This is a genomic window from Roseomonas sp. CAU 1739 (genome assembly GCF_039839775.1).
In the GTDB taxonomy this organism is placed as follows: Bacteria; Pseudomonadota; Alphaproteobacteria; order Acetobacterales; family Acetobacteraceae; genus Neoroseomonas.
The window spans coordinates 179,571-198,751 of the sequence record NZ_JBDOQQ010000002.1; the positions used below are offsets into that span (position 1 = coordinate 179,571).

Annotated in this window: 22 protein-coding genes; 7 read left to right on the forward strand and 15 right to left on the reverse strand. The window is 68.8% G+C overall.

Going from position 1 to position 19,181, the window contains the following annotated elements; genetic code table 11:
• Positions 1-44: 44 nt before the first annotated feature.
• The 7 genes from AAFN86_RS04420 to AAFN86_RS04450 all read right to left on the reverse strand — a co-directional run bounded on the left by AAFN86_RS04420 (position 45) and on the right by AAFN86_RS04450 (position 6,517).
• Complete coding sequence (locus AAFN86_RS04420) at positions 45-506, reverse strand: hypothetical protein (protein ID WP_347542011.1); 462 nt, start codon at positions 504-506, stop codon at positions 45-47.
• 81 nt (positions 507-587) lie between these two features.
• Positions 588-1,445, reverse strand: coding sequence for a ParB/RepB/Spo0J family partition protein (locus tag AAFN86_RS04425; RefSeq protein WP_347542012.1), 858 nt, complete (start codon positions 1,443-1,445; stop codon positions 588-590).
• Complete coding sequence (locus tag AAFN86_RS04430) at positions 1,442-2,257, reverse strand: AAA family ATPase (protein WP_347542013.1); 816 nt, start codon at positions 2,255-2,257, stop codon at positions 1,442-1,444. The genes AAFN86_RS04425 and AAFN86_RS04430 overlap by 4 nt, the downstream gene beginning before the upstream one ends.
• The gene (gene rsmG, locus AAFN86_RS04435; protein WP_347542014.1) at positions 2,241-2,852 is read right to left on the reverse strand and encodes a 16S rRNA (guanine(527)-N(7))-methyltransferase RsmG; all 612 of its coding nucleotides are present in this window, start codon (positions 2,850-2,852) and stop codon (positions 2,241-2,243) included. Before rsmG ends, AAFN86_RS04430 begins: the two co-directional genes overlap by 17 nt.
• Complete coding sequence (gene mnmG, locus AAFN86_RS04440) at positions 2,849-4,717, reverse strand: tRNA uridine-5-carboxymethylaminomethyl(34) synthesis enzyme MnmG (protein WP_347542015.1); 1,869 nt, start codon at positions 4,715-4,717, stop codon at positions 2,849-2,851. The genes rsmG and mnmG overlap by 4 nt, the downstream gene beginning before the upstream one ends.
• A gap of 88 nt (positions 4,718-4,805) precedes the next feature.
• Positions 4,806-6,128: a tRNA uridine-5-carboxymethylaminomethyl(34) synthesis GTPase MnmE gene (gene mnmE / locus AAFN86_RS04445; RefSeq protein ID WP_408906586.1), complete on the reverse strand. Its 1,323-nt coding sequence runs from the start codon at positions 6,126-6,128 to the stop codon at positions 4,806-4,808.
• A 35-nt stretch (positions 6,129-6,163) separates the two neighbouring features.
• The gene (locus AAFN86_RS04450) at positions 6,164-6,517 is read right to left on the reverse strand and encodes a (2Fe-2S) ferredoxin domain-containing protein (protein ID WP_347542017.1); all 354 of its coding nucleotides are present in this window, start codon (positions 6,515-6,517) and stop codon (positions 6,164-6,166) included.
• A gap of 118 nt (positions 6,518-6,635) precedes the next feature.
• On the opposite strand from AAFN86_RS04450, the gene AAFN86_RS04455 reads away from it, so the two are divergent.
• Both AAFN86_RS04455 and AAFN86_RS04460 read left to right on the forward strand, forming a co-directional pair.
• A complete protein-coding gene (locus tag AAFN86_RS04455; protein WP_347542018.1) occupies positions 6,636-7,145 on the forward strand; it encodes a methylated-DNA--[protein]-cysteine S-methyltransferase in 510 nt (169 codons plus the stop codon).
• A complete protein-coding gene (locus AAFN86_RS04460) occupies positions 7,145-8,119 on the forward strand; it encodes a quinone oxidoreductase (RefSeq protein WP_347542019.1) in 975 nt (324 codons plus the stop codon). Before AAFN86_RS04455 ends, AAFN86_RS04460 begins: the two co-directional genes overlap by 1 nt.
• A 214-nt stretch (positions 8,120-8,333) precedes the next feature.
• On the opposite strand, the gene AAFN86_RS04465 is transcribed toward AAFN86_RS04460, so the two are convergent.
• Positions 8,334-9,584 carry an MFS transporter gene (locus AAFN86_RS04465; RefSeq protein ID WP_347542020.1) on the reverse strand — a complete coding sequence of 417 codons (1,251 nt, stop codon included), beginning with the start codon at positions 9,582-9,584 and terminating at the stop codon, positions 8,334-8,336.
• 56 nt (positions 9,585-9,640) lie between these two features.
• Between AAFN86_RS04465 and AAFN86_RS04470 the strand changes: the two genes are divergently transcribed.
• The 3 genes from AAFN86_RS04470 to AAFN86_RS04480 are packed head-to-tail and all read left to right on the forward strand — an operon-like array spanning position 9,641 to position 11,525.
• A complete protein-coding gene (locus AAFN86_RS04470; protein ID WP_347542021.1) occupies positions 9,641-10,471 on the forward strand; it encodes a helix-turn-helix domain-containing protein in 831 nt (276 codons plus the stop codon).
• A 42-nt stretch (positions 10,472-10,513) separates the two neighbouring features.
• Positions 10,514-11,218 carry an AzlC family ABC transporter permease gene (locus tag AAFN86_RS04475; RefSeq protein ID WP_347542022.1) on the forward strand — a complete coding sequence of 235 codons (705 nt, stop codon included), beginning with the start codon at positions 10,514-10,516 and terminating at the stop codon, positions 11,216-11,218.
• Positions 11,205-11,525: an AzlD domain-containing protein gene (locus AAFN86_RS04480; RefSeq protein ID WP_347542023.1), complete on the forward strand. Its 321-nt coding sequence runs from the start codon at positions 11,205-11,207 to the stop codon at positions 11,523-11,525. The genes AAFN86_RS04475 and AAFN86_RS04480 overlap by 14 nt, the downstream gene beginning before the upstream one ends.
• Positions 11,526-11,729: 204 nt before the next feature.
• Here AAFN86_RS04480 and hemE read toward each other — a convergent pair whose 3' ends face one another.
• Positions 11,730-12,788, reverse strand: a complete 1,059-nt coding sequence (gene hemE, locus AAFN86_RS04485) for a uroporphyrinogen decarboxylase (RefSeq protein WP_347542024.1) — start codon at positions 12,786-12,788, stop codon at positions 11,730-11,732.
• A gap of 299 nt (positions 12,789-13,087) precedes the next feature.
• On the opposite strand from hemE, the gene AAFN86_RS04490 reads away from it, so the two are divergent.
• Positions 13,088-13,990 (forward strand): pyruvate, water dikinase regulatory protein, encoded by a 903-nt coding sequence (locus AAFN86_RS04490; protein WP_347542389.1) that lies wholly within the window; start codon positions 13,088-13,090, stop codon positions 13,988-13,990.
• Positions 13,991-14,019: 29 nt separating this feature from the next.
• On the forward strand, positions 14,020-14,604 hold the full coding sequence (locus tag AAFN86_RS04495) for a Maf family protein (RefSeq protein WP_347542025.1): 585 nt from the start codon (positions 14,020-14,022) through the stop codon (positions 14,602-14,604).
• Positions 14,605-14,935: 331 nt separating this feature from the next.
• Here the strand turns inward: AAFN86_RS04495 and AAFN86_RS04500 are convergent, their stop codons facing one another.
• From AAFN86_RS04500 to AAFN86_RS04525, 6 genes are read right to left on the reverse strand one after another with little or no spacing between them, the layout of a single operon-like run.
• Entirely contained in the window at positions 14,936-15,154 is a 219-nt protein-coding gene (locus AAFN86_RS04500; RefSeq protein WP_347542026.1) for a hypothetical protein, read from the reverse strand.
• Positions 15,151-15,855, reverse strand: coding sequence for a DNA polymerase III subunit epsilon (gene dnaQ, locus AAFN86_RS04505; RefSeq protein ID WP_347542027.1), 705 nt, complete (start codon positions 15,853-15,855; stop codon positions 15,151-15,153). Before dnaQ ends, AAFN86_RS04500 begins: the two co-directional genes overlap by 4 nt.
• 19 nt (positions 15,856-15,874) lie before the next feature.
• Entirely contained in the window at positions 15,875-16,462 is a 588-nt protein-coding gene (coaE, locus tag AAFN86_RS04510) for a dephospho-CoA kinase (protein WP_347542028.1), read from the reverse strand.
• On the reverse strand, positions 16,459-17,292 hold the full coding sequence (locus AAFN86_RS04515; protein ID WP_347542390.1) for a shikimate dehydrogenase: 834 nt from the start codon (positions 17,290-17,292) through the stop codon (positions 16,459-16,461). Before AAFN86_RS04515 ends, coaE begins: the two co-directional genes overlap by 4 nt.
• A 49-nt stretch (positions 17,293-17,341) precedes the next feature.
• On the reverse strand, positions 17,342-18,115 hold the full coding sequence (locus AAFN86_RS04520; RefSeq protein ID WP_347542029.1) for a GNAT family N-acetyltransferase: 774 nt from the start codon (positions 18,113-18,115) through the stop codon (positions 17,342-17,344).
• The gene (locus tag AAFN86_RS04525; protein ID WP_347542030.1) at positions 18,112-19,074 is read right to left on the reverse strand and encodes a tripartite tricarboxylate transporter substrate binding protein; all 963 of its coding nucleotides are present in this window, start codon (positions 19,072-19,074) and stop codon (positions 18,112-18,114) included. Before AAFN86_RS04525 ends, AAFN86_RS04520 begins: the two co-directional genes overlap by 4 nt.
• Positions 19,075-19,181: the final 107 nt, after the last annotated feature.

Genomic DNA, 19,181 nt, shown 5'->3' on the forward strand with positions numbered 1-19,181 from the left:
GCGCTGCCCTGGACCCGCCAAGGGCCCGAGGCCCTTGGATCCCGTCACCTTCGGGTGGCGAGGATAGCGTCGGTATCCGTCAGGATGAGAAGGGGCAGAACCAAGACAGGCCTGCGCATCGGCCGAGCGCCTGACCACGGCGTCGCGCAGGCGCACGCGATCCAGGACGTGATCCGGCCTTGCGACCGCCGGGCGGCGGTGAAGTCTTCCAGCACCAGGCCGAAGGGACGGCCTCCACGGGCAAGTGTGCCCGGCGCATGCGCCTCCAGCATCCCGGACCGGCCAAGATGGTCAGTGATCAGACGGCGCTCGGGATCGATTGCGAACCGGCCGTCGGCGTCGCGCGGAGAAGCACAGGGAGAAGGATGGTGACCACATCCAGCCCCATCAGTCCTGGTCCAGGTGATAAAGATGGGGACACCAAACACCGCCACGCCGAAGGCGAGCAGGCCCGAGAGCCCGGCCAGCATCGCGCCCCTGATCCGCAGGATCACGATCTCCCTCACCAGGATCGTCCCTCCAGAAGTCCGAAAGTCCTGGAAATTGAGTTTCCTGGTGGGAGAGCGCGAGAGGGCGGCGCTCTCTCGCTACGCCATATCCGGGTCGAGCAACCGCAACACACCCTCGAGCTGATCGAGGTCGCGGTAGCTGATCAGCACCTGCCCGCCCCTGCCGGCCGTCTTGATCCCGACCTTCAGCCCCAGCCGTTCCGTCAGCCGCCGTTCCAGCGCGGCGACGTCCGCATCCTGCTTCGCCGTGCGCCGGGCCGCCGGGTCGCGCGGGGCGGCGGCGGCCAGTGCCTCGGTCTGGCGCACCGACAGGCCGCGCACCACAACGACGCCTGCCAGCCGCTCCGGGTCCTCGGCACCCAGCAATGCCCTGGCGTGACCCGCCGACAGCGTCCCGCCGCGCAGCATGTCCCGTACGCGGGACGGCAGGTTCAGTAGGCGCAGCGTGTTCGCGACATGGCTGCGCGACTTGCCGACCGCCTGTCCGAGCCCTTCCTGCTTCAGCCCAAACTCGCTGAGCAGGCGCGCATAGCCCTCGGCTTCCTCGAGCGCGTTGAGGTCCTCGCGCTGGAGGTTCTCGACCAATCCGGCAGCCATCGCGGCGCGGTCGTCGAGGTCGCGGACGACGACTGGCACGTCGTGCAGCTTGGCCTGCTGGGCGGCACGCCAGCGGCGCTCGCCGCCCAGGATCTGGAACATGCCAGCCGCACCGGGCTTCGGGCGCACCAGGATGGGCTGCAGGATGCCGTGTTCCTGGATGGACGCGGCGAGTTCGGCGAGTGCCGCCGGATCGGGCGTCGAGCGCGCCTGGAAGGGGCTCGGTTCCAGCGCTTCGATAGGCAGGCTGCGCGGCGCACCGGCGGAGGCCCCGGTCGGCGCCTGGGTGTCGCCCATCAGGGCCGAAAGGCCCATGCCGAGCCGCGTGGGCTTCTTCATGCGGCGGACTTCCTGGCTTTGCGTTCGCGCTTAAGTAGCTCCGCGGCGAGGTTGATATAGGCCTGCGCCCCGGCGGAACGATGATCGTAGAGGATGACAGGCAGGCCGTGCGACGGCGCCTCACTGATGCGGACATTGCGCGGGATGATGGTGGAATACACCTTGGCGCCGAAGAACGCGCGCACATCGGCGGCCACCAGTTCCGACAGATTGTTTCGCTTATCGAACATCGTGAGCACGATGCCTTCGAGCTCCAGCCCGGGATTCAGACCGCGCTTCACCCGTTCCACCGTGCGCGTGATCTGCGAGACGCCTTCGAGGGCGAAGAATTCCGTCTGCAGCGGCACCAGCACGGCGTTCGAGGCCACGAGGGCATTGAGCGTCAGGAGACCGAGCGAGGGTGGGCAGTCGATCAGGATGATCTCGGTGCCGTTCAGCGCGTCCCGCTGCGTCTCCAGCGCGTCGCGCAGACGCCGTTCACGGTTTTCGAGGCCGACCAGTTCGATTTCTGCGCCGGCGAGTTCGGGATCGGCCGGCAGCAGGGTCAGGTTGGGGATCTTTGTCGGGCGCAGCAGGTCGCGCAGCGGTCGTTCACCGGTCAGCAGCGCATAGGTCCCGGCACCACGATCCTGACGGGCAAGGCCAAGCCCGGTCGAGGCATTGCCTTGCGGGTCCATGTCGACCAGCAGCACGCGCCTCTTGGTGGCCAGGGCCGTGCCGAGGTTGATCGCGGTTGTGGTTTTCCCGACGCCACCCTTCTGGTTGGCAAGGGCGATGATGCGAAGGGGCGCGCGGTCAGTCGTCGCGGGCACGGCGGATCTCACTCAGGCGGAGGATGGTGGCCTCCGGGTCCGTGCGGCTTTCGAACCGCTCGGCCTTGAAGTGCCAGTGTGCGGTCGCACTCGTCAACTCCTGCTCTGCCATCCGGCCTTTCGGCAGGATTGCCGTGCCGCCGGGTGCCAGGAAGCGGGCGGCGAATCCGAGCAGCACATCGAGCGGCGCGAGTGCGCGCGCGGTCACGGCCGCCACCGGCGGCAGTCGCGCCTGTTCGATCCGCTGCGCATGCACGGTCACCCGGGGCAGTTTCAGCGTCCCGGCTGCCTCGATCAGGAAGGCAGCCTTGCGGCGGTCCGATTCGACAAGGTGCATCTCACGGTCCGGCAGCGCGGCGGCGATCACGATGCCAGGCAACCCGCCGCCGGAGCCAAGGTCGGCGATCGTCCCTTCGGCAGGCAGCAGGGGCACGAGCTGCAGGCTGTCGGCGATGTGCCGCTGGTCCAGTTCCAACGCCGTCCTGGCTGACACCAGGTTGATGGTCGCATTCCACCGCAGCAGCAACTCGGCAAAGGCGGCCAGCCGAACGTCCCGCGCGGCATCTGCCGGCAATGCCGAAATAGTGTGTTTCACGTGGAACACGCAGCGTCACGCCGGAGCGCCACCGCCAACGCGACGATGGCCGCTGGCGTGACGCCCGGCAGCCGCCCAGCCGACCCCAGCGTTGCCGGGCGCGCGGCGGTCAACCTCTGGCGCATCTCCGAGGACAGGCCCGGCACGCCAGCGAAGTCGAGCCCTTCCGGGATCATTGTCCGCTCCTCCCGCTCCAGCAGGCGCATTTCGGCTTCCTGCCGCCGCAGATAGGGGGCGTAGAGTGCTTCGGCCTCCAACTGGGCCCGCATCGCCGGCGTCAGGTCCCGCAACCAGGGGAAGGCCTGGTCGATCAGGGCGGCATCGACACCAGGCAGGGCGAGCACCTCCAGGACAGAGCGCCGCTTGCCGTCCTGGTTCACCGCGATACCGCCGGCGGCCAGCGCCGCAGGGCTTGCACCTTCTGAGCGCGCGCGGGCCAGGGCATCCGCTGTCGCCTGCGCGAAGGCAAGATGCCGACCCGCCCGCTCCGGCCCGACACAGCCCCAGGCGATACCCGTCTCGGTCAACCGCAGCCCGGCATTGTCGGCCCGCAGCGCCAGCCTGTGTTCGGCGCGCGCCGTCAGCATCCGATAGGGCTCGGAAACGCCCTGCAGGACCAGGTCGTCCACCAGCACGCCGACATAAGCCTCCGCCCGTGTCAGCACGCGGTCCGGGCGCGCGCCCGATGCCCGCATCGCGGCATTGAGCCCCGCCATCAGGCCCTGCGCGGCTGCCTCCTCATACCCGGTCGTCCCGTTGATCTGGCCGGCCAGGAACAGGCGGGGGACCGATCGAACCTCGAGCGCCGGGGTCAAGGCGCGCGGGTCCACATGGTCGTACTCGATCGCGTAGCCCGGCCGGACAATGCGCGCCTGCTGCAACCCGGGCATCGACGCGATCATCGCCGCCTGCACATCCGCAGGCAGGCTGGTCGATATCCCGTTGGGATAGACGGTGTCGTCGTCCAGGCCCTCCGGTTCCAGGAAGACCTGATGCCGCTCCCGCTCCGCGAAGCGTACCACCTTGTCCTCGATGGATGGACAGTAGCGAGGCCCGACTCCCTGGATGCGGCCGCCATAGACGGCGCTCTGATGCAGGTTCGCGCGGATCAGGGCATGGGTCGCCGGGGTCGTTGAAGTGATGCCGCAGACCACCTGGCGGTTCGTGATCCTCGCCGTCATCCAGGAAAGCGGCTCGGGCGGTTCGTCCCCAGGCTGGGACTCAAGCTCATCCCAGGCGATGGTCCTGCCATCCAGACGCGGCGGCGTGCCGGTCTTCAGTCGCGCCAACGGAAGGCCCAGCCGCTCGAAGGCCAAGGCCAGGCCGATCGCCGGCGCATCGCCGACACGCCCGGCCGGGATGCGCTGTTCCCCGATATGGATCTCGCCGCGCAGGAATGTGCCGGTCGTAACCACCAGCGCCCCGCAAGTGAAGCTTCGGCCATCGCCCGTCACCACCGCGGCTATTCCACCATCAGCGGTCGTCTCGATGCCCTCAGCGGCGGCGGCCAGGATGGTCAGACCGGGCTGCCCTTCGAGCAGGCCTCGAACCGCGGCGCGGTACAGCTTCCGGTCGGCCTGCGCGCGGGGACCGCGCACTGCCGGGCCCTTCGACCGGTTCAGCGTCTTCACATGGATGGCGGCGGCATCGGCAGCACGGGCCATGATGCCGTCCAGCGCGTCCACCTCCCGCACCAGATGGCCCTTGCCCACCCCGCCAATCGCGGGATTGCATGACATCTCGCCGAGGGTCTCGATCCGATGCGTCAGCAGCAATGTGCGCGCGCCGCAGCGCGCTGCGGCCGCGGCCGCCTCGGTGCCGGCATGGCCGCCGCCGATGACGATGACGTCGAACATCTGGTCCATGAGGGGTCGTATAGGACAGGCACGAAGGTCGGGGGAGAGAACTCCCCCGATCCCCCTCCTTCTTTTGCTGTTCCGCCCTCGCCGGGGGTCATTTCCCAATGCAGAAATCTCGGAAGACAACGTCCAGGATCTCCTCGACACCGACCTGGCCGGTCAGGCGGCCGAGGGACCGTAGGGCAGCGCGCAGTGCCTCCGAGGCCAGTTCGGGCAGCGGCGCTGTTGCCGCCTCGCCCAGCCAGGCAGCCGCTTCGATCAATGCGGCGCGATGGCGCGGTCGCGTCAGCAGGGCGGTCTCGCCGGTCCCGGCGAGCCGTGCGGCCGCCGCGGCAAGCTCCTCCCGCAACGCCGCCAGGCCTGATCCGGTGCGGGCTGATATCGCCAGCGGCGCAACCCCACCGATCGCCACAGGCACGGGCGCCAGGTCCGACTTGTTCGCCAGCACCAGCGTGCCCGGTACCACCCAGGCCAGGGTTTCGGGATCGGGCGCCGCATCAGCGGCAAAGACGGCCAGCACCAGGTCCGCTTCCTCAGCACGGCGTCGCGCCCGGCGAATGCCTTCCTGCTCGATCTCGTCCCGAGCCTCCCGAAGCCCGGCGGTATCGGCCAGCGTCACCGGCACGCCGCCGAGATCGAGCCTCACCTCCACGACATCCCGCGTGGTTCCTGCACGGGCCGAGACGATGGCTGCCTCCCGCCCTGCCAGCGCGTTCAGAAGCGATGATTTGCCGGCATTCGGCGCCCCCAGGATGGCGACAACCAGCCCCTCCCGCAGGCGCTCACCCTTCCCGCCATCGGCAAGATGCGTTTCGATCTCGGCCCGCAGGGCGGCGGCACCCGTCCGCGACTGGTCCGCGAGATCCGTCGGAAGATCGTCCTCGGCGAACTCGATCGCCGCCTCCTGATGGGCCAACAGCCGCGTCAGGCGCGCGGCCCAGCCTCCGGTCAGCGCCGCGAGCGCCCCATCCGCCTGGCGCAAGGCTTGGCGCCGCTGTGCCTCGGTCTCTGCCGCAATCAGGTCGGCAATCCCCTCCGCGGCCGTCAGGTCCATTCGTCCGTTGAGAAAAGCGCGCCGCGTGAACTCGCCCGGTTCGGCCGGTCGGGCGCCCCGCGCCGCAAGGACCCCGCCCACCGCGGCGATCACCGCCGGTCCACCGTGCAGATGCAGCTCCGCGCCATCCTCCCCGGTGTAGGATCCGGGCCCCGGGAACCAGAGCACGACGGCCTGATCGAGCACCTCGCCACCATCGGGGTCGCGCAGCCGGCGCAAGCTCGCTGTTCGGGGCCGCGGCAGCCCGCCGGCCACGTCCGCCAGGATCGTCCCGCTTGCCGGCCCTGACACACGAAGGACCGCGATGGCGCCGCGCCCCGCTCCGCTGGCAAGCGCGAAGATCGTATCGGTCGTCGTCACCAGCCCACCTTCGCCTGGTGTTTCACGTGGAACACCCCTCAGCCCTTCGGCGGAGGCACGTCCTTTTCGGTCAACATCAGGCGTCGGACACGTCCCCCGCCGATCACATGGGTCTGGAGGATCTCCTCCACATCCTCGATCGTTGTCGGCCGGTACCAGATGCCGTCGGGGTAGATCACCATGGCCGGGCCGAACTCGCAGCGTTCCAGGCACCCGGCGGTATTGACCCGGATATCGGGGATCTTCAGCTCCTTGGCGCGTGCCTTCATGTAGTCGCGCAGCTTCTCCGACCCCCGCGCCGCGCAGCAGCCGCGCGGGTGGTTATCCGGCCGGCGGTTGGTGCAGACGAAGATATGCGCGGCGTAGAACGGTGGTGGATCGGTGTCGGTCACGCGGACCTCCGGCAGGGGGCAGCCAAGCCCTCATGTAGCGGCGGTTCCGGCCGCGTCCAACCCGCCCGCGCTATGCTTGACGCGCACCCGCCTCCGGGTGTCTGTCGGTGTTCCAACCATGCCCCAGCTCTCCCTTCATACCCCCCTCGGCGACCTCACACTCTCCGAGGAGGATGGCGCCATCGTCGCGCTCGACTGGGGGCGAGGGCGAGACCAGGATTCAACGCCGCTCCTCCTGCGCGCGCGTGCCCAGTTGCAGGATTATTTCGACGGCACGCGCACTGCCTTCGACCTGCCGCTTGCTCCGCATGGCACCGCCTTCCAACGCAAGGTCTGGGATGCGCTCTGCACCATCCCCGCCGGGCAGACGCGTTCCTACCTTGATATCGCGCGACAGGTCGGCTGCCGCGCACCGCGCGCCATCGGCCAGGCCAATGGTTCCAACCCGATTCCCATCCTGATCCCGTGCCATCGCGTGGTGGCGGCCAATGGCGCCCTCGGCGGCTATTCGGGCGGCGAGGGAGCGGCTACCAAGCGATACCTTCTCGACCTCGAGCGACCCGCATCCGAGGCCGACACACTTTTCACGGCCGCCGCCAGGCCGGCCCAGCGACGGAGCCGTTCGTGATGACCCACGCCATCCGCATCCATGAGACCGGCGGCCCCGAGAAGATGATCTGGGAGGACATCCCCCTTCCATCGCCCAAGCCCGGTGAGGCGCTGGTCCGCCACAAGGCGGTCGGGCTCAACTTCATCGACGTCTATTTCCGCACCGGCCTGTACAAGGCGCCCGCCCTGCCCGCGATCATCGGCATGGAGGCTTCCGGCGTGGTCGAGGCGATCGGCGAGGGTGTCACCGAGGTCGCCGTCGGCGATCGCGTGGCCTACGCCACCGGCCCGATCGGCGCCTATGCCGATGCCCGCTGCCTCAAGGCCGATCGCCTGGTGAAGCTGCCCGACGCGATCGGGTTCGAGCAGTCCGCGGCGATGATGCTCCAGGGCATGACCGCCGCCTTCCTGATCAGGAAATGCTACCAGGTACAGCCTGGGCAGACTGTCCTGGTCCATGCCGCGGCCGGCGGCGTCGGGCTCATCATGTGCCAATGGCTGAAGCACCTTGGCTGCACCGTGATCGGCGTTGTCAGCACCGAGGAAAAGGCGGCGCTGGCCAAAGCCCACGGCGTGACCCACGCGCTGCTGACGAAGGATGACGTGCCGGCCAGGGTCAAGGAGATCACCGGCGGCGCGATGCTGCCGGTCGTCTTCGACAGCGTCGGCCGCGACAGCTTCAACATCTCACTCGACTGCCTCGCCCCCTTCGGCATGCTGGTGTCCTACGGCAATGCCTCCGGGCCCGTGGCGGTGCCGGACCTCGGCATCCTGGCCGCGAAGGGGTCGCTGTATCTGACGCGCCCGACACTCGCCACCTACACCGCCAAGCGCGAAGACCTGATCGCCCGCGCCAACGACCTGTTCGAGGTGGTCGGGTCCGGCGCCGTGCAGATCCGTGTGAACCAGACCTTCGCGCTGAAGGATGCGGCCGACGCGCATCGCGCGCTGGAAGCGCGCCAGACGACCGGCAGCACCGTGCTGCTGCCGTAGAGTAGATCGCGTCCAGATGGAATCACCTGGGCGCGTGAAGATGCTCTCAAAACAATGGGCCGGAGCATGTGGCGTGAGCGCATGCGAACGCAGCATGACCTAGGCGCGGTCGGGGGAGAGAGTTCCCCTGAACCCCCTCCTCCTTTGATCGGTCACCAGGGCGGGCGGAATTCGGAGCGCTCAGCCCACCTGCCCTCGGGAAGGAAAGCCGGCGTTACTCCGCCGGCTGTGGCACGGCTCCGCGCTCCCGTTCGAATTCGGGCGCCCGCGCCCACAATTCCGGCTTCAGCTCCTCCGGCCGGTCCGGAAAGGCGAACGCGCAGATCAGCGTGATCACCGCCACCCCCGCCAGCACCATCATGGCAACGGCGAGCGACCCTGTTGCCTCATGCAGGTAACCCACCAGTGGCGACGCCACGGCCGCACCCATGAAGCCGATCGTGAAGCGGATGGAATACAGCTTGGCCCGCAGTTCCGGCGCGACATAGCGCGCCGTCATGGTCTCGTTCACGGTCACCTGGCCGAACACGCAGGCTGCCACCAGCCCGGCAACCGGCAACACCAGCCAGCCATCGAGGAATGACAGGGCCAGCAGGCCCGGCACGACGGCAATGCCCAAGGGCAGGAACACCGTCTTCAACGTGCGCTTGTCGATCATGCGGCCGACCGTGAATTGGGTCGCGCCGCCGCAGATCGTCGCCAGGAAGGCCAGCAGCCCCACCACCGGCAGCAGGTCGGGGCTGTTCGCCAGCCTTTCCTGCATCAACTTGGGGATCAGCAGCGTATAGGCGTTGAACACCAGCCCCGAGACAGCGGCGATCGCAAGCAGGATGACGACGGCCCGTCGAACGACGGCCCTCGGGATCTCCGGAAACGGCCGCGCTCCACCACCGGCCTTCACTGCGTCGAACTCCGGCTCGCGCACATACAACAGCCCGGCCGCGAAGCAGACGATACCCGGCAGTATGAAGGCCCAGCGCCAGCCGAGCGACGCCGCCACGAAGGCGGTCACGATCGGCGCCGTCGCCACCCCGAAATTGCCGAAGACCCCGTTGATGCCCATGGCGCGGCCGACCTTCTCGCCCGCCGCTTCCACCAGCACTGCCGTACCGATCGGGTGATAGACGGCGGCGAAGCAACCCATCAGCCCCAGCGCGATGCCGATCCCCGCCGGACTGTTCATGAAGCCCGCCAAGGCCATGAAAAATCCTGTGCCCAGAAAGAAGGCCGTCATCATGGCGCGCCGGCCGAACTTGGCCGCCAGCCAGCCCATCGGCAGCGCGCCGAGGCCATAGGTGACGAACATCGCCGTACCGAGTGTGAGAACCGGTCCGAAATCTCCGCCGAACATCGCACGATCCTGGGTGACCATCGCAAGCACCGCCGTGGCAAGGATCAACAGGCAGTAATGCGTGAAGGTATGGGCGGCGTTGATGAACACCACCTGGCGCTGCGCCGGTGTCATGGCTTTTCCTCTCGCCGGGCTTCCCCCTGGCATGGGCCAAGGTTACCTTCGGCCATATGGCAACGTCAGGCCAAATTCTGTCTGCAGACGGCCAAGTCGCGGCACCGCGACGCAACCTGCCGCAGGATCGCGTCGACCGGCCCCTCGCCGCCTTCGCGCGCGACTACCCGGAAGGCGATGCCGTCCCCCGCCACAGCCATGACCGCGCACAGTTGCTCTACGCGACCGAGGGGATCATGCGCGTGACCACCGATGCCGAGCGCTACACCGTCCCGCCCGGCCGCGCGCTATGGTTGCCGGCGACCTTGCCCCATGCGGTGGCGATGCCACGGGGCCTCGCCATGCGGGCATTGTTCCTGCGCGCCGATGCAGCGCAGGACCTGCCGCCGCACCCAGCCGCGCTGTCCGTATCGTCGCTGCTGCATGAGCTGATTCTCGCCGCCTGCGCAGAACCTCTCGAATGGGACGAGCATGGTCGAGGCGGCCATCTCGCCGCCCTGATGCTTGAGGAAATCCGCCGTGCCCCGCGCCTTCCCATCGCGGTGCCCCAACCAAGGGACGCACGCCTGGTCCGGCTGGCCGCTGCCCTTGCCGCCGATCCAGCCAGTCCTTTGACGCTGGATGACTGGGCCATCCACTCGGGTGCCAGCCCGCGCACGCTTCGCCGTCTGTTCCAGGCGGAGACCGGCATGGGCTTCGTCCGTTGGCGCCAGGCTTTGCGACTTGCCGAGGCGGCGGCCCTCCTCGCAACCGGCGCCACACCGGCGCGAGCCGCTCAGGCCGTCGGCTATGCCAGTGCCCCGGCCTTCGGCGCCGCCTTCCGCGCCGCCTTCGGGACGACGCCCGGCGGCAGGGACATGGCCGCCAGGACGCCTTCGCCACCCTGACGGCTCCAGGGCTGGTTCCCGAGCGGCCTCGATACCCCCACCATGCTGGCCGTGTCCTCCGCTCTCCTTCCCGGCCTTCGTGAAGCCCTCGGCGCCGCCGGCGTCGCGATGGCAGCCACCTTTCTCGCTTTCGGTGCGGCGGTGCAGGAGGCCGGTTTGTCGCCAGGATGGGCGTTGCTCGCGTGCTGGGGCATCTACGGCATGCCTGGGCAGCTGGTTCTGGTGCAGGCAGCCGCGACAGGTTGGTCCGGCGGCCTGGGCGCCGCCGTTATGGGTGCAGTCGCGGTCAATGCACGCTTCCTGCCCATGGCCGTTTCCCTCGCGCCAGTTCTGGCCACCGGCCAGCGCCGACGCCTGCTGCCGGCCGTGCCCTTCATCGCCATCACGCCCTGGGCAGCCGCCATGCGTTCCCTGCCGGCCATCGAGCGCAGCTTGCGCATCGGCTGGTTCGTCGGCTTCGGCTTGACCTCCTGGCTGGTCGCAGGCTCCGCGGCGCTGTCGGGCTTCTACATCGGCGGTGCGCTTGGCCCCGAGGCTCGTGCGGCGCTGCTCTTCGTCAATCCGCTCTACTATGCGCTGCTGTTGACGGCCGATCTCGACAAGCCAGCGCCGCGGCGTGCCGTGCTGTGCGGCGCGGCCGCAGCAGGGCTGGCAGTGCTCCTGCCCGCCGCTATGGCCTTGCTCGCCGCTGGGCTGCTGGGTGGCTCCGCCGCCTTCCTGCTGGGGCGCCGCCGTGCCGCCCGCTGACCTTGCCCTGCTGGTGACGGCCCTGGCCTGTCTCGGGCTGCGTCTGGCCGGTGTGCTGCTGGCTGGCGGGCTGTCGACGGATCACCCGCTGATTGCCTGGGCAACGGCGGTAGCGCAGGCAACGCTCGCAGCCTTCGTCACCCTGGCTATCGTCGCGCCGAACGGCGCCTTGGCCGAGATTCCGCTCAACGCTCGCCTGGCTGGTCTGGCGGTGGGCATGGTGATCTGCCTGACGGATCGCCGTCGGCTATTGCCGGCTTTGTTGGCCGGCCTTGGGACCATGCTGGTCATGCGTGGGCTGCTGTAGGAGGGAACCAGGCCACCATCGGCACCGATCATGCCGCCAGCGATGGACTGGGCCTTCAACGACAGTGACGACAGGGTTCCGCGACGCCATGAGCCACCTCCCGGTGACATCCCTGCCTGCACAGCACCGGCCGAAGGCAACTGGTCGTCGTCGGCATGTCCACCGTGAAGGCTTCAAGGCGCCGCGAATGCCGCTGCGCGCCCGTCACGCCGATCGCAGGATCCGCATTAGCGCCGTGACGTGTTCGGGTGGTGTCTGCGGCACGATGCCGTGCCCCAGGTTGAAGATGTAGGGCCGACCACGCATCGCCGCGAGGATGGACCTCGCCTCGGCTTCCAGCGCAGCCCCACCGGTGACCAGGGCCAGGGGATCAAGGTTGCCCTGCAACGCCATGGTCGGCGGCACGGCCTGCGCGGCCCAGCGAGGGTCCATCGATGTGTCGAAGGCAGTGGCATCCACCCCCGCCCGTGCCGCGTAGTCCGCCAAAAGCGGTCCGGCGAGGCGTGGAAACCCGATCAACGGGATGCCCGGGCAACGCCGGCGCAAGGTGCGTGTGATGGCCGCCGTCGGTTCGATCACCCAGCGGCGGAACTGACCCGGCGACAGCATCCCCGCCCACGAATCGAACAGCATCAGGGCCTCGGCCCCAGCTTCGACCTGGGCGACCAGGTATTCCACCGTGGCATCCTGCAAGGTCCGGATCAGCCGCCCGAACAGCGCCGGATCCGCATAGGCAAGGCCGCGCGCCACGGGGAACTCCTTGCTGCCCCGCCCTTCCAGCATATAGCAGGCGACGGTGAAGCAACCGCCGGCGAAGCCGATCAGCGTCGTCCGCGGCGCTTCGGCCGCGAGACCCTCCCGCACCCGCGTCACCGTCTCCAGGATCGGTGCGACACGGGCCACGAGATCGGCCGGGTCGAGCGCCGCGATCGCCTCGGCTCCGCGCAGCGGCTCGAGCAGCGGCCCCTCGCCTTCCGCGAAGCGCAACGGTTGCCCGAGGGCCCAGGGCACCATCAGGATGTCGGAAAACAGGATCGCGCCTTCCATGTCGTAGCGGCGGATCGGCTGCAACGTGACTTCCGCCGCGAGTTCCGGCGTCGTGCACAGGCTGATGAAGTCGCCCGCGCGCGCGCGGACCTCGCGGTATTCGGGCAGGTACCGGCCGGCCTGCCGCATCAGCCATGCGGGCGGCGGCCAGACGGCTTCACCGCCGAGGGCACGCAGAAGAGGCTTGGCCGATATCGGCGGGACGGTGCGTTCCATGCCTCTCCCTTAAACAAGAAATAAGGATTCTTAGATAGGCTGTGAGAGTAGTAGGGCCTGTGGATGACGGGGACGCAGCCTCTCCGCCATCCATCCACAGCCTGGCCCACAGGTCCCGATGCGATCGCTGCCTTGGGGCAACGGGATCTTCGCCGCTTGTCCGCAGGCGGCACACGCGGCACGTGATTCCATACGGTGATCCGCCATTGTGGCGGTGCCACCCGACTTGTCCCGGTCACCTCGCGAAAGCGCTGATTCCATCCCCGTCATCCACAGTGATTCACGCTATCCTCCCCGCGATGCAGAACCGTCAGATCAACCTCCATCTTGTCTCGGATTCGACCGGCGAGACGCTGAACTCGATCGCCCGGGCCACCCTGGCGCGGTTCGACGATCATCACGTCATCCACCATCGATGGTCGCTCGTGCGCTCGCGCCTTCAGCTCGACCGCGTGCTGGAAGGCATCGAGCATGAGCCGGGGCCGGTGCTCTATACCCTGGTCGATTCCAGTCTTCGCCTGGCCCTCGAGGAAGCTTGCGGCCGGCTCGGCGTGACCTGCGTGTCGCCGCTCGACCCGGTCATGGACCTGCTGCAAGGGACGATCGGCGCGCGGGCCAAGGAAAAGCGCGCGGCGCAACATGTCATGGACGCCGACTATTTTCGTCGTATCGACGCCATGCACTACGTGCTGTCCCACGATGACGGCCAGGGCACGCAGGGCATTCGCAATGCCGATGTCGTCCTTGTCGGCGTGTCGCGGTCGTCGAAGACGCCGACCTGCTTCTACCTGGCCAATCGGGGCATCAAGGCGGCCAACGTGCCCCTGGTGCCCGGCGCCGCCTTGCCCACGGCACTTGAGGAACCGCCCTGCCCGGTGATCGGGCTGCATATCGACATGAATGCGCTGATCGACATTCGACGGCACCGGCTGAAGATCATCGGCGCCTCGGGCGTGCGGCAGGATGCGACCGACTATATCGACCCCGAAGCGGTCAAGGCGGAGATCGTTGCCGCCCGGCGTCTTTGCACGTCCCGCGGGTGGCCGGTGATCGACGTGACCCGGCGCAGCATCGAGGAAACCGCCGCCACCATCCTCCAGCTCATGGAATCCTGGCACGCCCGTCGCAAGGATGCGGCGACCCTGCAGGCACCCGAGGACCCGGCCGCCTCGGTGCTCGGTTCTTCCAACGCGTCCATATGAGGGCGTTGCAGGCGGAACAACCGCGTCTCGTGCTGGCTTCGGCCTCGACCGCCCGGCGGGCCGTGCTGGAAGCTGCCGGCCTGCGGTTCGAGGCTATCGCCGCGGCGGTGGATGAAGGCGCCATCAAGGAGTCGGCCCAGGCTGAGGGCATTCCCGCGCCGGATGCGGCCCTGATGCTAGCCGACGCCAAGGCTGAACGCGTCGCGCGGCGCAATCCCGATGCCCTGGTGATCGGTTGCGACCAGTTGCTGGTCTGCGGCGAGCGCTGGTTCGACAAACCGGCCGACGTTGTGGCGGCACGACAGCATCTCCAGGCATTGCGCGGCCATACGCATCAGCTGGTGACGGCGATCGTCTGCCACCGTCACGGCCAGCGCATCTGGCAACACGTCGCCGTGCCTCGGCTCACCATGCGGGATGTATCGGACGCCTTCGTCGATGCCTATCTGGAGGCCGAGGCGGCGCATGTAACGCAGTCGGTGGGTGCGTATCGGATAGAAGGCCCGGGCGTTCAGTTGTTCAGCAAGGTGGAAGGCGAGCACGCGGCGATCCTGGGCGTCCCGTTGCTGCCCCTGTTGGGCTTCCTGCGGCAGCACGGAGTGCTGGCGACCTAGCTTCGCAGGCCATGTGCTTCGTCGTGAAATGCTGGAGAAGGCTTTGGGCCTGCCTGGTCGTAGCCGTCCGAGTTGCCGGCGCGCGGTTGGAAATCGCGTCTTCGCGCCGGCGGCGAGCCCGTTTCGGGGTCCTGGCTCGTGGGTCGGCGGCAGGATGATAGGAAACCGGCCTTCATTTCGGCTTCCGGCAAAACGCCGAAGTGACCGTTTTCAAAAACATCGAACCTTTGGTGACGACGCTCAGCGGGCAGGCAACGCCCTGCCAGCACTCCACCTTCGACACGACTTCCCACGTCCCGAAGATCAGCGCCGGGCGTAATTCGGCAGCGCCTCAGCCGGCAACACGCCGCCGCCACCGCGCGCCGAGAATTCCTCCCACCACTGCCCGCACGATCCCGCCAGCCGGTCCCATCAGGAAGATCGCTCCCATGGCGAAGCCTCCTTCGGCCTGGCTGACATGTGCCAACTCGCCATAGGCGAGCGCCGCCGCGCTGGTGCCGACCCATCCGAGGATGAAACCAAGGACGATGCCGAGCAGGATCCGCATCATTCGACCCCGGGCACCGCGAAGGGAGGCTTCAACCAGAGCGCATCCTTGATCTTGCCAGCGACGAAGGCTGCGTGCGCCGCGTCGCGGTCCTGCGGCACGGTGATCGGGCGTGGTGTCCATGCCACCGCCTCGATCGTCGCCAGCGCGGGACCCCGGCCGGCCAATGCCGCTGCCAGTTCGAAGCCCGGCTGCTTGCCGCCCATCAATTCCAGATAGACCTGGGCGAGCAACGTGCAGTCGAGCACGGCATTATGCGAGGAGCGCATCGAATTATCGACGCCAAGCCGCCGACACAGTGCGTCGAGGCTGTTCGGCATGCCGGGATAGCGTTGCTTTGCCAGCACCAGGCTGTCGATCATCCGGCTCCGGTCAAGCTTCGACCTGCCGCAACGCAGCAACTCGGCATCCAGGAAGCCGAAATCGAATGGCGCGTTGTGCGCGACGATCGGGGCGTCGCCCAGGAAGTCGAGCATGTCAGCCGCGACCTCGGCGAATTTCGGCTTGCCCGCCAGGTCGCCATTGGTGAAGCCGTGCACCCGCGTTGCTTCAGCCGGGATATCGCGTTCCGGGTCCACCAGCCGGTGGAAGGATGCACCGGTCGGCAACAGGTTCACCAGTTCGACGGCGGCGATTTCGATGACGCGATCGCCCTGCAACGGGTCAAGGCCGGTGGTTTCGGTATCCAACACGATCTGGCGCATGGCGGCGACTATACGCGATCTACGCCAACAGTCGCCGCACCAGCCGGAGGATCGCCGCCTGGGCGACGCGGCGGCTCAGGCCGGTGGGCACGACATGATCGGCGCGCCGCCGCTTCTCCGCATCAGGCATCTGCCGTGCCCGGATGGACGCCAGGCGTTCAGCCGTCATGCCCGGCCGGCGCAGAACCCGAACGGCCTGGATCGTAGCGGGGGCGGAGACCACGACCACCTGGTCCACCCGATCCTGCCCACCGGTCTCGAGCAACAGGGGAACGTCCAGCACCGCCACGCGGCGGCCATCACGGCGGGCACGGGCCAGGAAGCGTCGTTCCTCATCACGTACCAGCGGATGGATAATGCGTTCCAGTCGCTTCAGCGCCGTGGGATCGCCCAGCACGGCGCGGCGCAAAGCCTCCCGATCGACCCGGCCATCCACCACGCTGCCGGGGAAGGCGATGCCGATCGGCCTGACGGCCCGCCCACCATGGCCCTGCAGCCGGTGCACCGCCGCATCCGCGTCGAATACGGGTATGCCGAGCCGCCGGAAGGTGATGGTGGCCGTCGACTTGCCCATCCCGATGCTGCCTGTCAGGCCGAGCACGATCATCGATGCGGGATATCCGCGGCAACCAAGGCCCGCAGCGCCTCATCGACATGCGGAGCGAGGCCGAACCATGCCTCGAAACCGGGCCGCGCCTGGTGCAGCAGCATGCCGAGCCCATCCACCGCGCGCAGCCCGCGCGCCCGCGCCGCGGCCAGCAACGGCGTCTCGAGCGGGACATAGACGATGTCCGCCACCACCGCCTCGGCCGGCAGAGGCGCGAGGTCGATGGCCAGCGGCGGATGCCCCTGCATGCCGAGCGAGGTGGTGTTCACCAGCAGCGCCGCATCGGCCATGGGTGGCGCATCGGCGACGGCGATCGGCCCGCCGAGATCCTGCGCCAGGGCTTCGGCGCGGCCGCGCGAACGGTTCACCAGCGTCACCAGCGGACAGCCCGCATCGAGCAGGGCCGCCGCGATGGCCCGCGCCGCACCACCGGCGCCGAGCAGCACCGCCGGGCCATCGGCTGGCTGCCAGCCCGGCGCCTGATCCCGCACCGTCTCGAGGAAGCCGAAGCCGTCGGTGTTCGATCCTTCGATCCGCCCATCGCGGAACACCAGCGTATTCACCGCGCCGGCACGCCGGGCGGTGGCGTCTACCACGTCGCAAACCTCGAAGGCGGCCTGCTTGTGCGGGATAGTGACATTGGCGCCACGGAAGCCCAGCGCCGCCAGCGCCCGCACGGCATCGGCGAAGCCCCCGGGATGCACCGGCAAGGGCAGGTAGGCCCCATCGACCCCCAGGGTTTCCAGCCAATAGCCGTGCAGCCGCGGGGAGCGGGAATGGGAAACGGGCCAGCCGAGGACGCCGGCGAGACGAGCATGTCCGGTGAGCAGTCGCATGGGCGTAGAAAGCCGCTTCAGCCTGTGGCGCGCAAGGTCACCGTCAGCCGAAGGCCAGCGAAGCCACCCCATCCTGCGGCCGCACCCAATAGGTGTAGCGATAGGTTTCGCGCAGCCCGAGCGCCGCATTGAGCGCGAGCGAGGCACCATTCGTCGCCGCCACCTGGCAGTACAGCCACGACGCGCCCTGGCTGCTTGCCCAATGGGCGGCGGCCCGGACGGCACGGGCGGCAAGCCCCCGCCGGCGGAATTCCGGCCGCACGGCCAGGTCGAAATACCCCGCCACGGCACCGGCCACGACGACCGAGGCGACCGCCGCGGCCGCACCATCCTCGCGCAAGGTGATCCAGGCGCCGGGCACTGTCAGCAGCGGCGGCGAGCCTTCCTTTTCCAGGCGACGCTTCGGGCTTTGATGCTCGGCGGTCGCCGTCACCGCCATCCAGTCGGCATCGGGCGCTGGGCGCGCCTCCGCCGCCGGATCGGGCGCGGCGATGGTGGCGATGGGGGCGAGCAGGATCGCGGTCTCATCCTTCGGCACATAGCCGCGTGCCGCGAGGTGTTCGACCAGGCCGGGCGGATCGAGCGGCGTGGAACGGAAGCGCACCGGCAGGCCGAGTGCGACATAGCGCGCCTCGATGCGGGCGATCCGCGCCGGCAATTCCGGATCCACCGATGGATCGAGGGAGGAGGCGGCATTGGCGCGGCCGGTGCCGCCCGCGAAGGCCCGCACGACGAAAGGGCCATCGAAGCCCGTGCGCGGCGCCGGCACGGTGGTCAGCGTTGCCCGTTCAAGCGCCGGAACGTCCGGCGGCGTCATGGCTGCAGGCCCAGCCGGCCGATCAGCATCTCCTCCATGCGGGCGGATTCCGCCAGGAACGCGCCATAGGTGGCGCTGTCGCGATAGTCCTCGGTCATGTCGAGCCGTTCGAGCAAGCTGCGGAAATCCTCGGTCTGCATGGTGGCCAGCACGGCCGCGCGGATGGTGTCGCTGATCTCGGCCGGCAAGGCGGGCGGGCCGACGATGCCGAAGGGTGTCGTCACCACCAGCCGGTAGCCGAGTTCGCGCAGGGTGGGCACGTCCGGCCAGCGACGCAGGCGCTGCGCGCTCCAGACATTCAGCCAGGCTGCCTCGCCGGCGGTCACGGCCTCGCCGATGCGAATGGTGCCGGCCAGCACGTCGATATCGCCCGCGGCGAGCGCCCGCGCGCCGTGCATGGCACCGCGGAAGGGGACGTGGACCACCTGGACATGCTCGCGCAGCAACAGTCGCGCCATGGTCAGGTGGGCGGTGGAATTCATTCCCGAGGAGCCATAGGACAGTGTCCCGGGCTTCTCCCGCGCTTCGCGGATGAAGCCGGCCCAGCCATCGGGGAAACGACCCGTCTTGGCGATGCTGCCATAGGCGCTGCCGGCGACGCCCAGGATGGGCGTGGTGTCACGCGTGACATCGAAGGCGATGTTGCCCAGCAACGCGGAGCGGATGACCTGGACCGGCAGCTGCGCCAGCAATCGCCCATCCGGCCGCGCATTGGCCAGCGCGGCGATGGCGCGAACCCCGGCCGCGCTGGCCTTGTTGTGGATATCGACCGGCTGGCCGAGCCGTGCCGACATGCCGGCAGCCAGGGCACGCATGACATCGTCATTCGTACCGCCCGCGGCGAAGGGCACGATCATCGTGACGGCGCCGGCCGGCACCCATGCGGCGCGGCCTGCCCTCGTGGTCACGGGCAGGGTGAGGGCGCTGGCCAATACGGCGCGGCGCGCGATCCCCGGCATTTGGCTGCAGTCTCCCAAAAGCACGAAAGCGCGAGTTTGCGCCATCCCGCTGCGCGGCGCCAGCACCCAGGGCGTGCAGCAACGACGTCCACCGCGCCCGGACGCCT

Bases quoted from the DNA above. Each gene is read 5' to 3' on its own strand.
- AAFN86_RS04425 (WP_347542012.1), bottom strand. From the start codon at position 1,445: ATGAAGAAGCCCACGCGGCTCGGCATGGGCCTTTCGGCCCTGATGGGC.
- mnmG (WP_347542015.1), bottom strand. From the start codon at position 4,717: ATGGACCAGATGTTCGACGTCATCGTCATCGGCGGCGGCCATGCCGGC.
- AAFN86_RS04455 (WP_347542018.1), top strand. From the start codon at position 6,636: ATGCCCCAGCTCTCCCTTCATACCCCCCTCGGCGACCTCACACTCTCC.
- AAFN86_RS04460 (WP_347542019.1), top strand. From the start codon at position 7,145: ATGACCCACGCCATCCGCATCCATGAGACCGGCGGCCCCGAGAAGATG.
- AAFN86_RS04465 (WP_347542020.1), bottom strand. From the start codon at position 9,584: ATGACACCGGCGCAGCGCCAGGTGGTGTTCATCAACGCCGCCCATACC.
- AAFN86_RS04470 (WP_347542021.1), top strand. From the start codon at position 9,641: ATGGCAACGTCAGGCCAAATTCTGTCTGCAGACGGCCAAGTCGCGGCA.
- AAFN86_RS04475 (WP_347542022.1), top strand. From the start codon at position 10,514: ATGCTGGCCGTGTCCTCCGCTCTCCTTCCCGGCCTTCGTGAAGCCCTC.
- hemE (WP_347542024.1), bottom strand. From the start codon at position 12,788: ATGGAACGCACCGTCCCGCCGATATCGGCCAAGCCTCTTCTGCGTGCC.
- AAFN86_RS04490 (WP_347542389.1), top strand. From the start codon at position 13,088: ATGCAGAACCGTCAGATCAACCTCCATCTTGTCTCGGATTCGACCGGC.
- AAFN86_RS04500 (WP_347542026.1), bottom strand. From the start codon at position 15,154: ATGATGCGGATCCTGCTCGGCATCGTCCTTGGTTTCATCCTCGGATGG.
- dnaQ (WP_347542027.1), bottom strand. From the start codon at position 15,855: ATGCGCCAGATCGTGTTGGATACCGAAACCACCGGCCTTGACCCGTTG.
- coaE (WP_347542028.1), bottom strand. From the start codon at position 16,462: ATGATCGTGCTCGGCCTGACAGGCAGCATCGGGATGGGCAAGTCGACG.
- AAFN86_RS04520 (WP_347542029.1), bottom strand. From the start codon at position 18,115: ATGACGCCGCCGGACGTTCCGGCGCTTGAACGGGCAACGCTGACCACC.
- AAFN86_RS04525 (WP_347542030.1), bottom strand. From the start codon at position 19,074: ATGCCGGGGATCGCGCGCCGCGCCGTATTGGCCAGCGCCCTCACCCTG.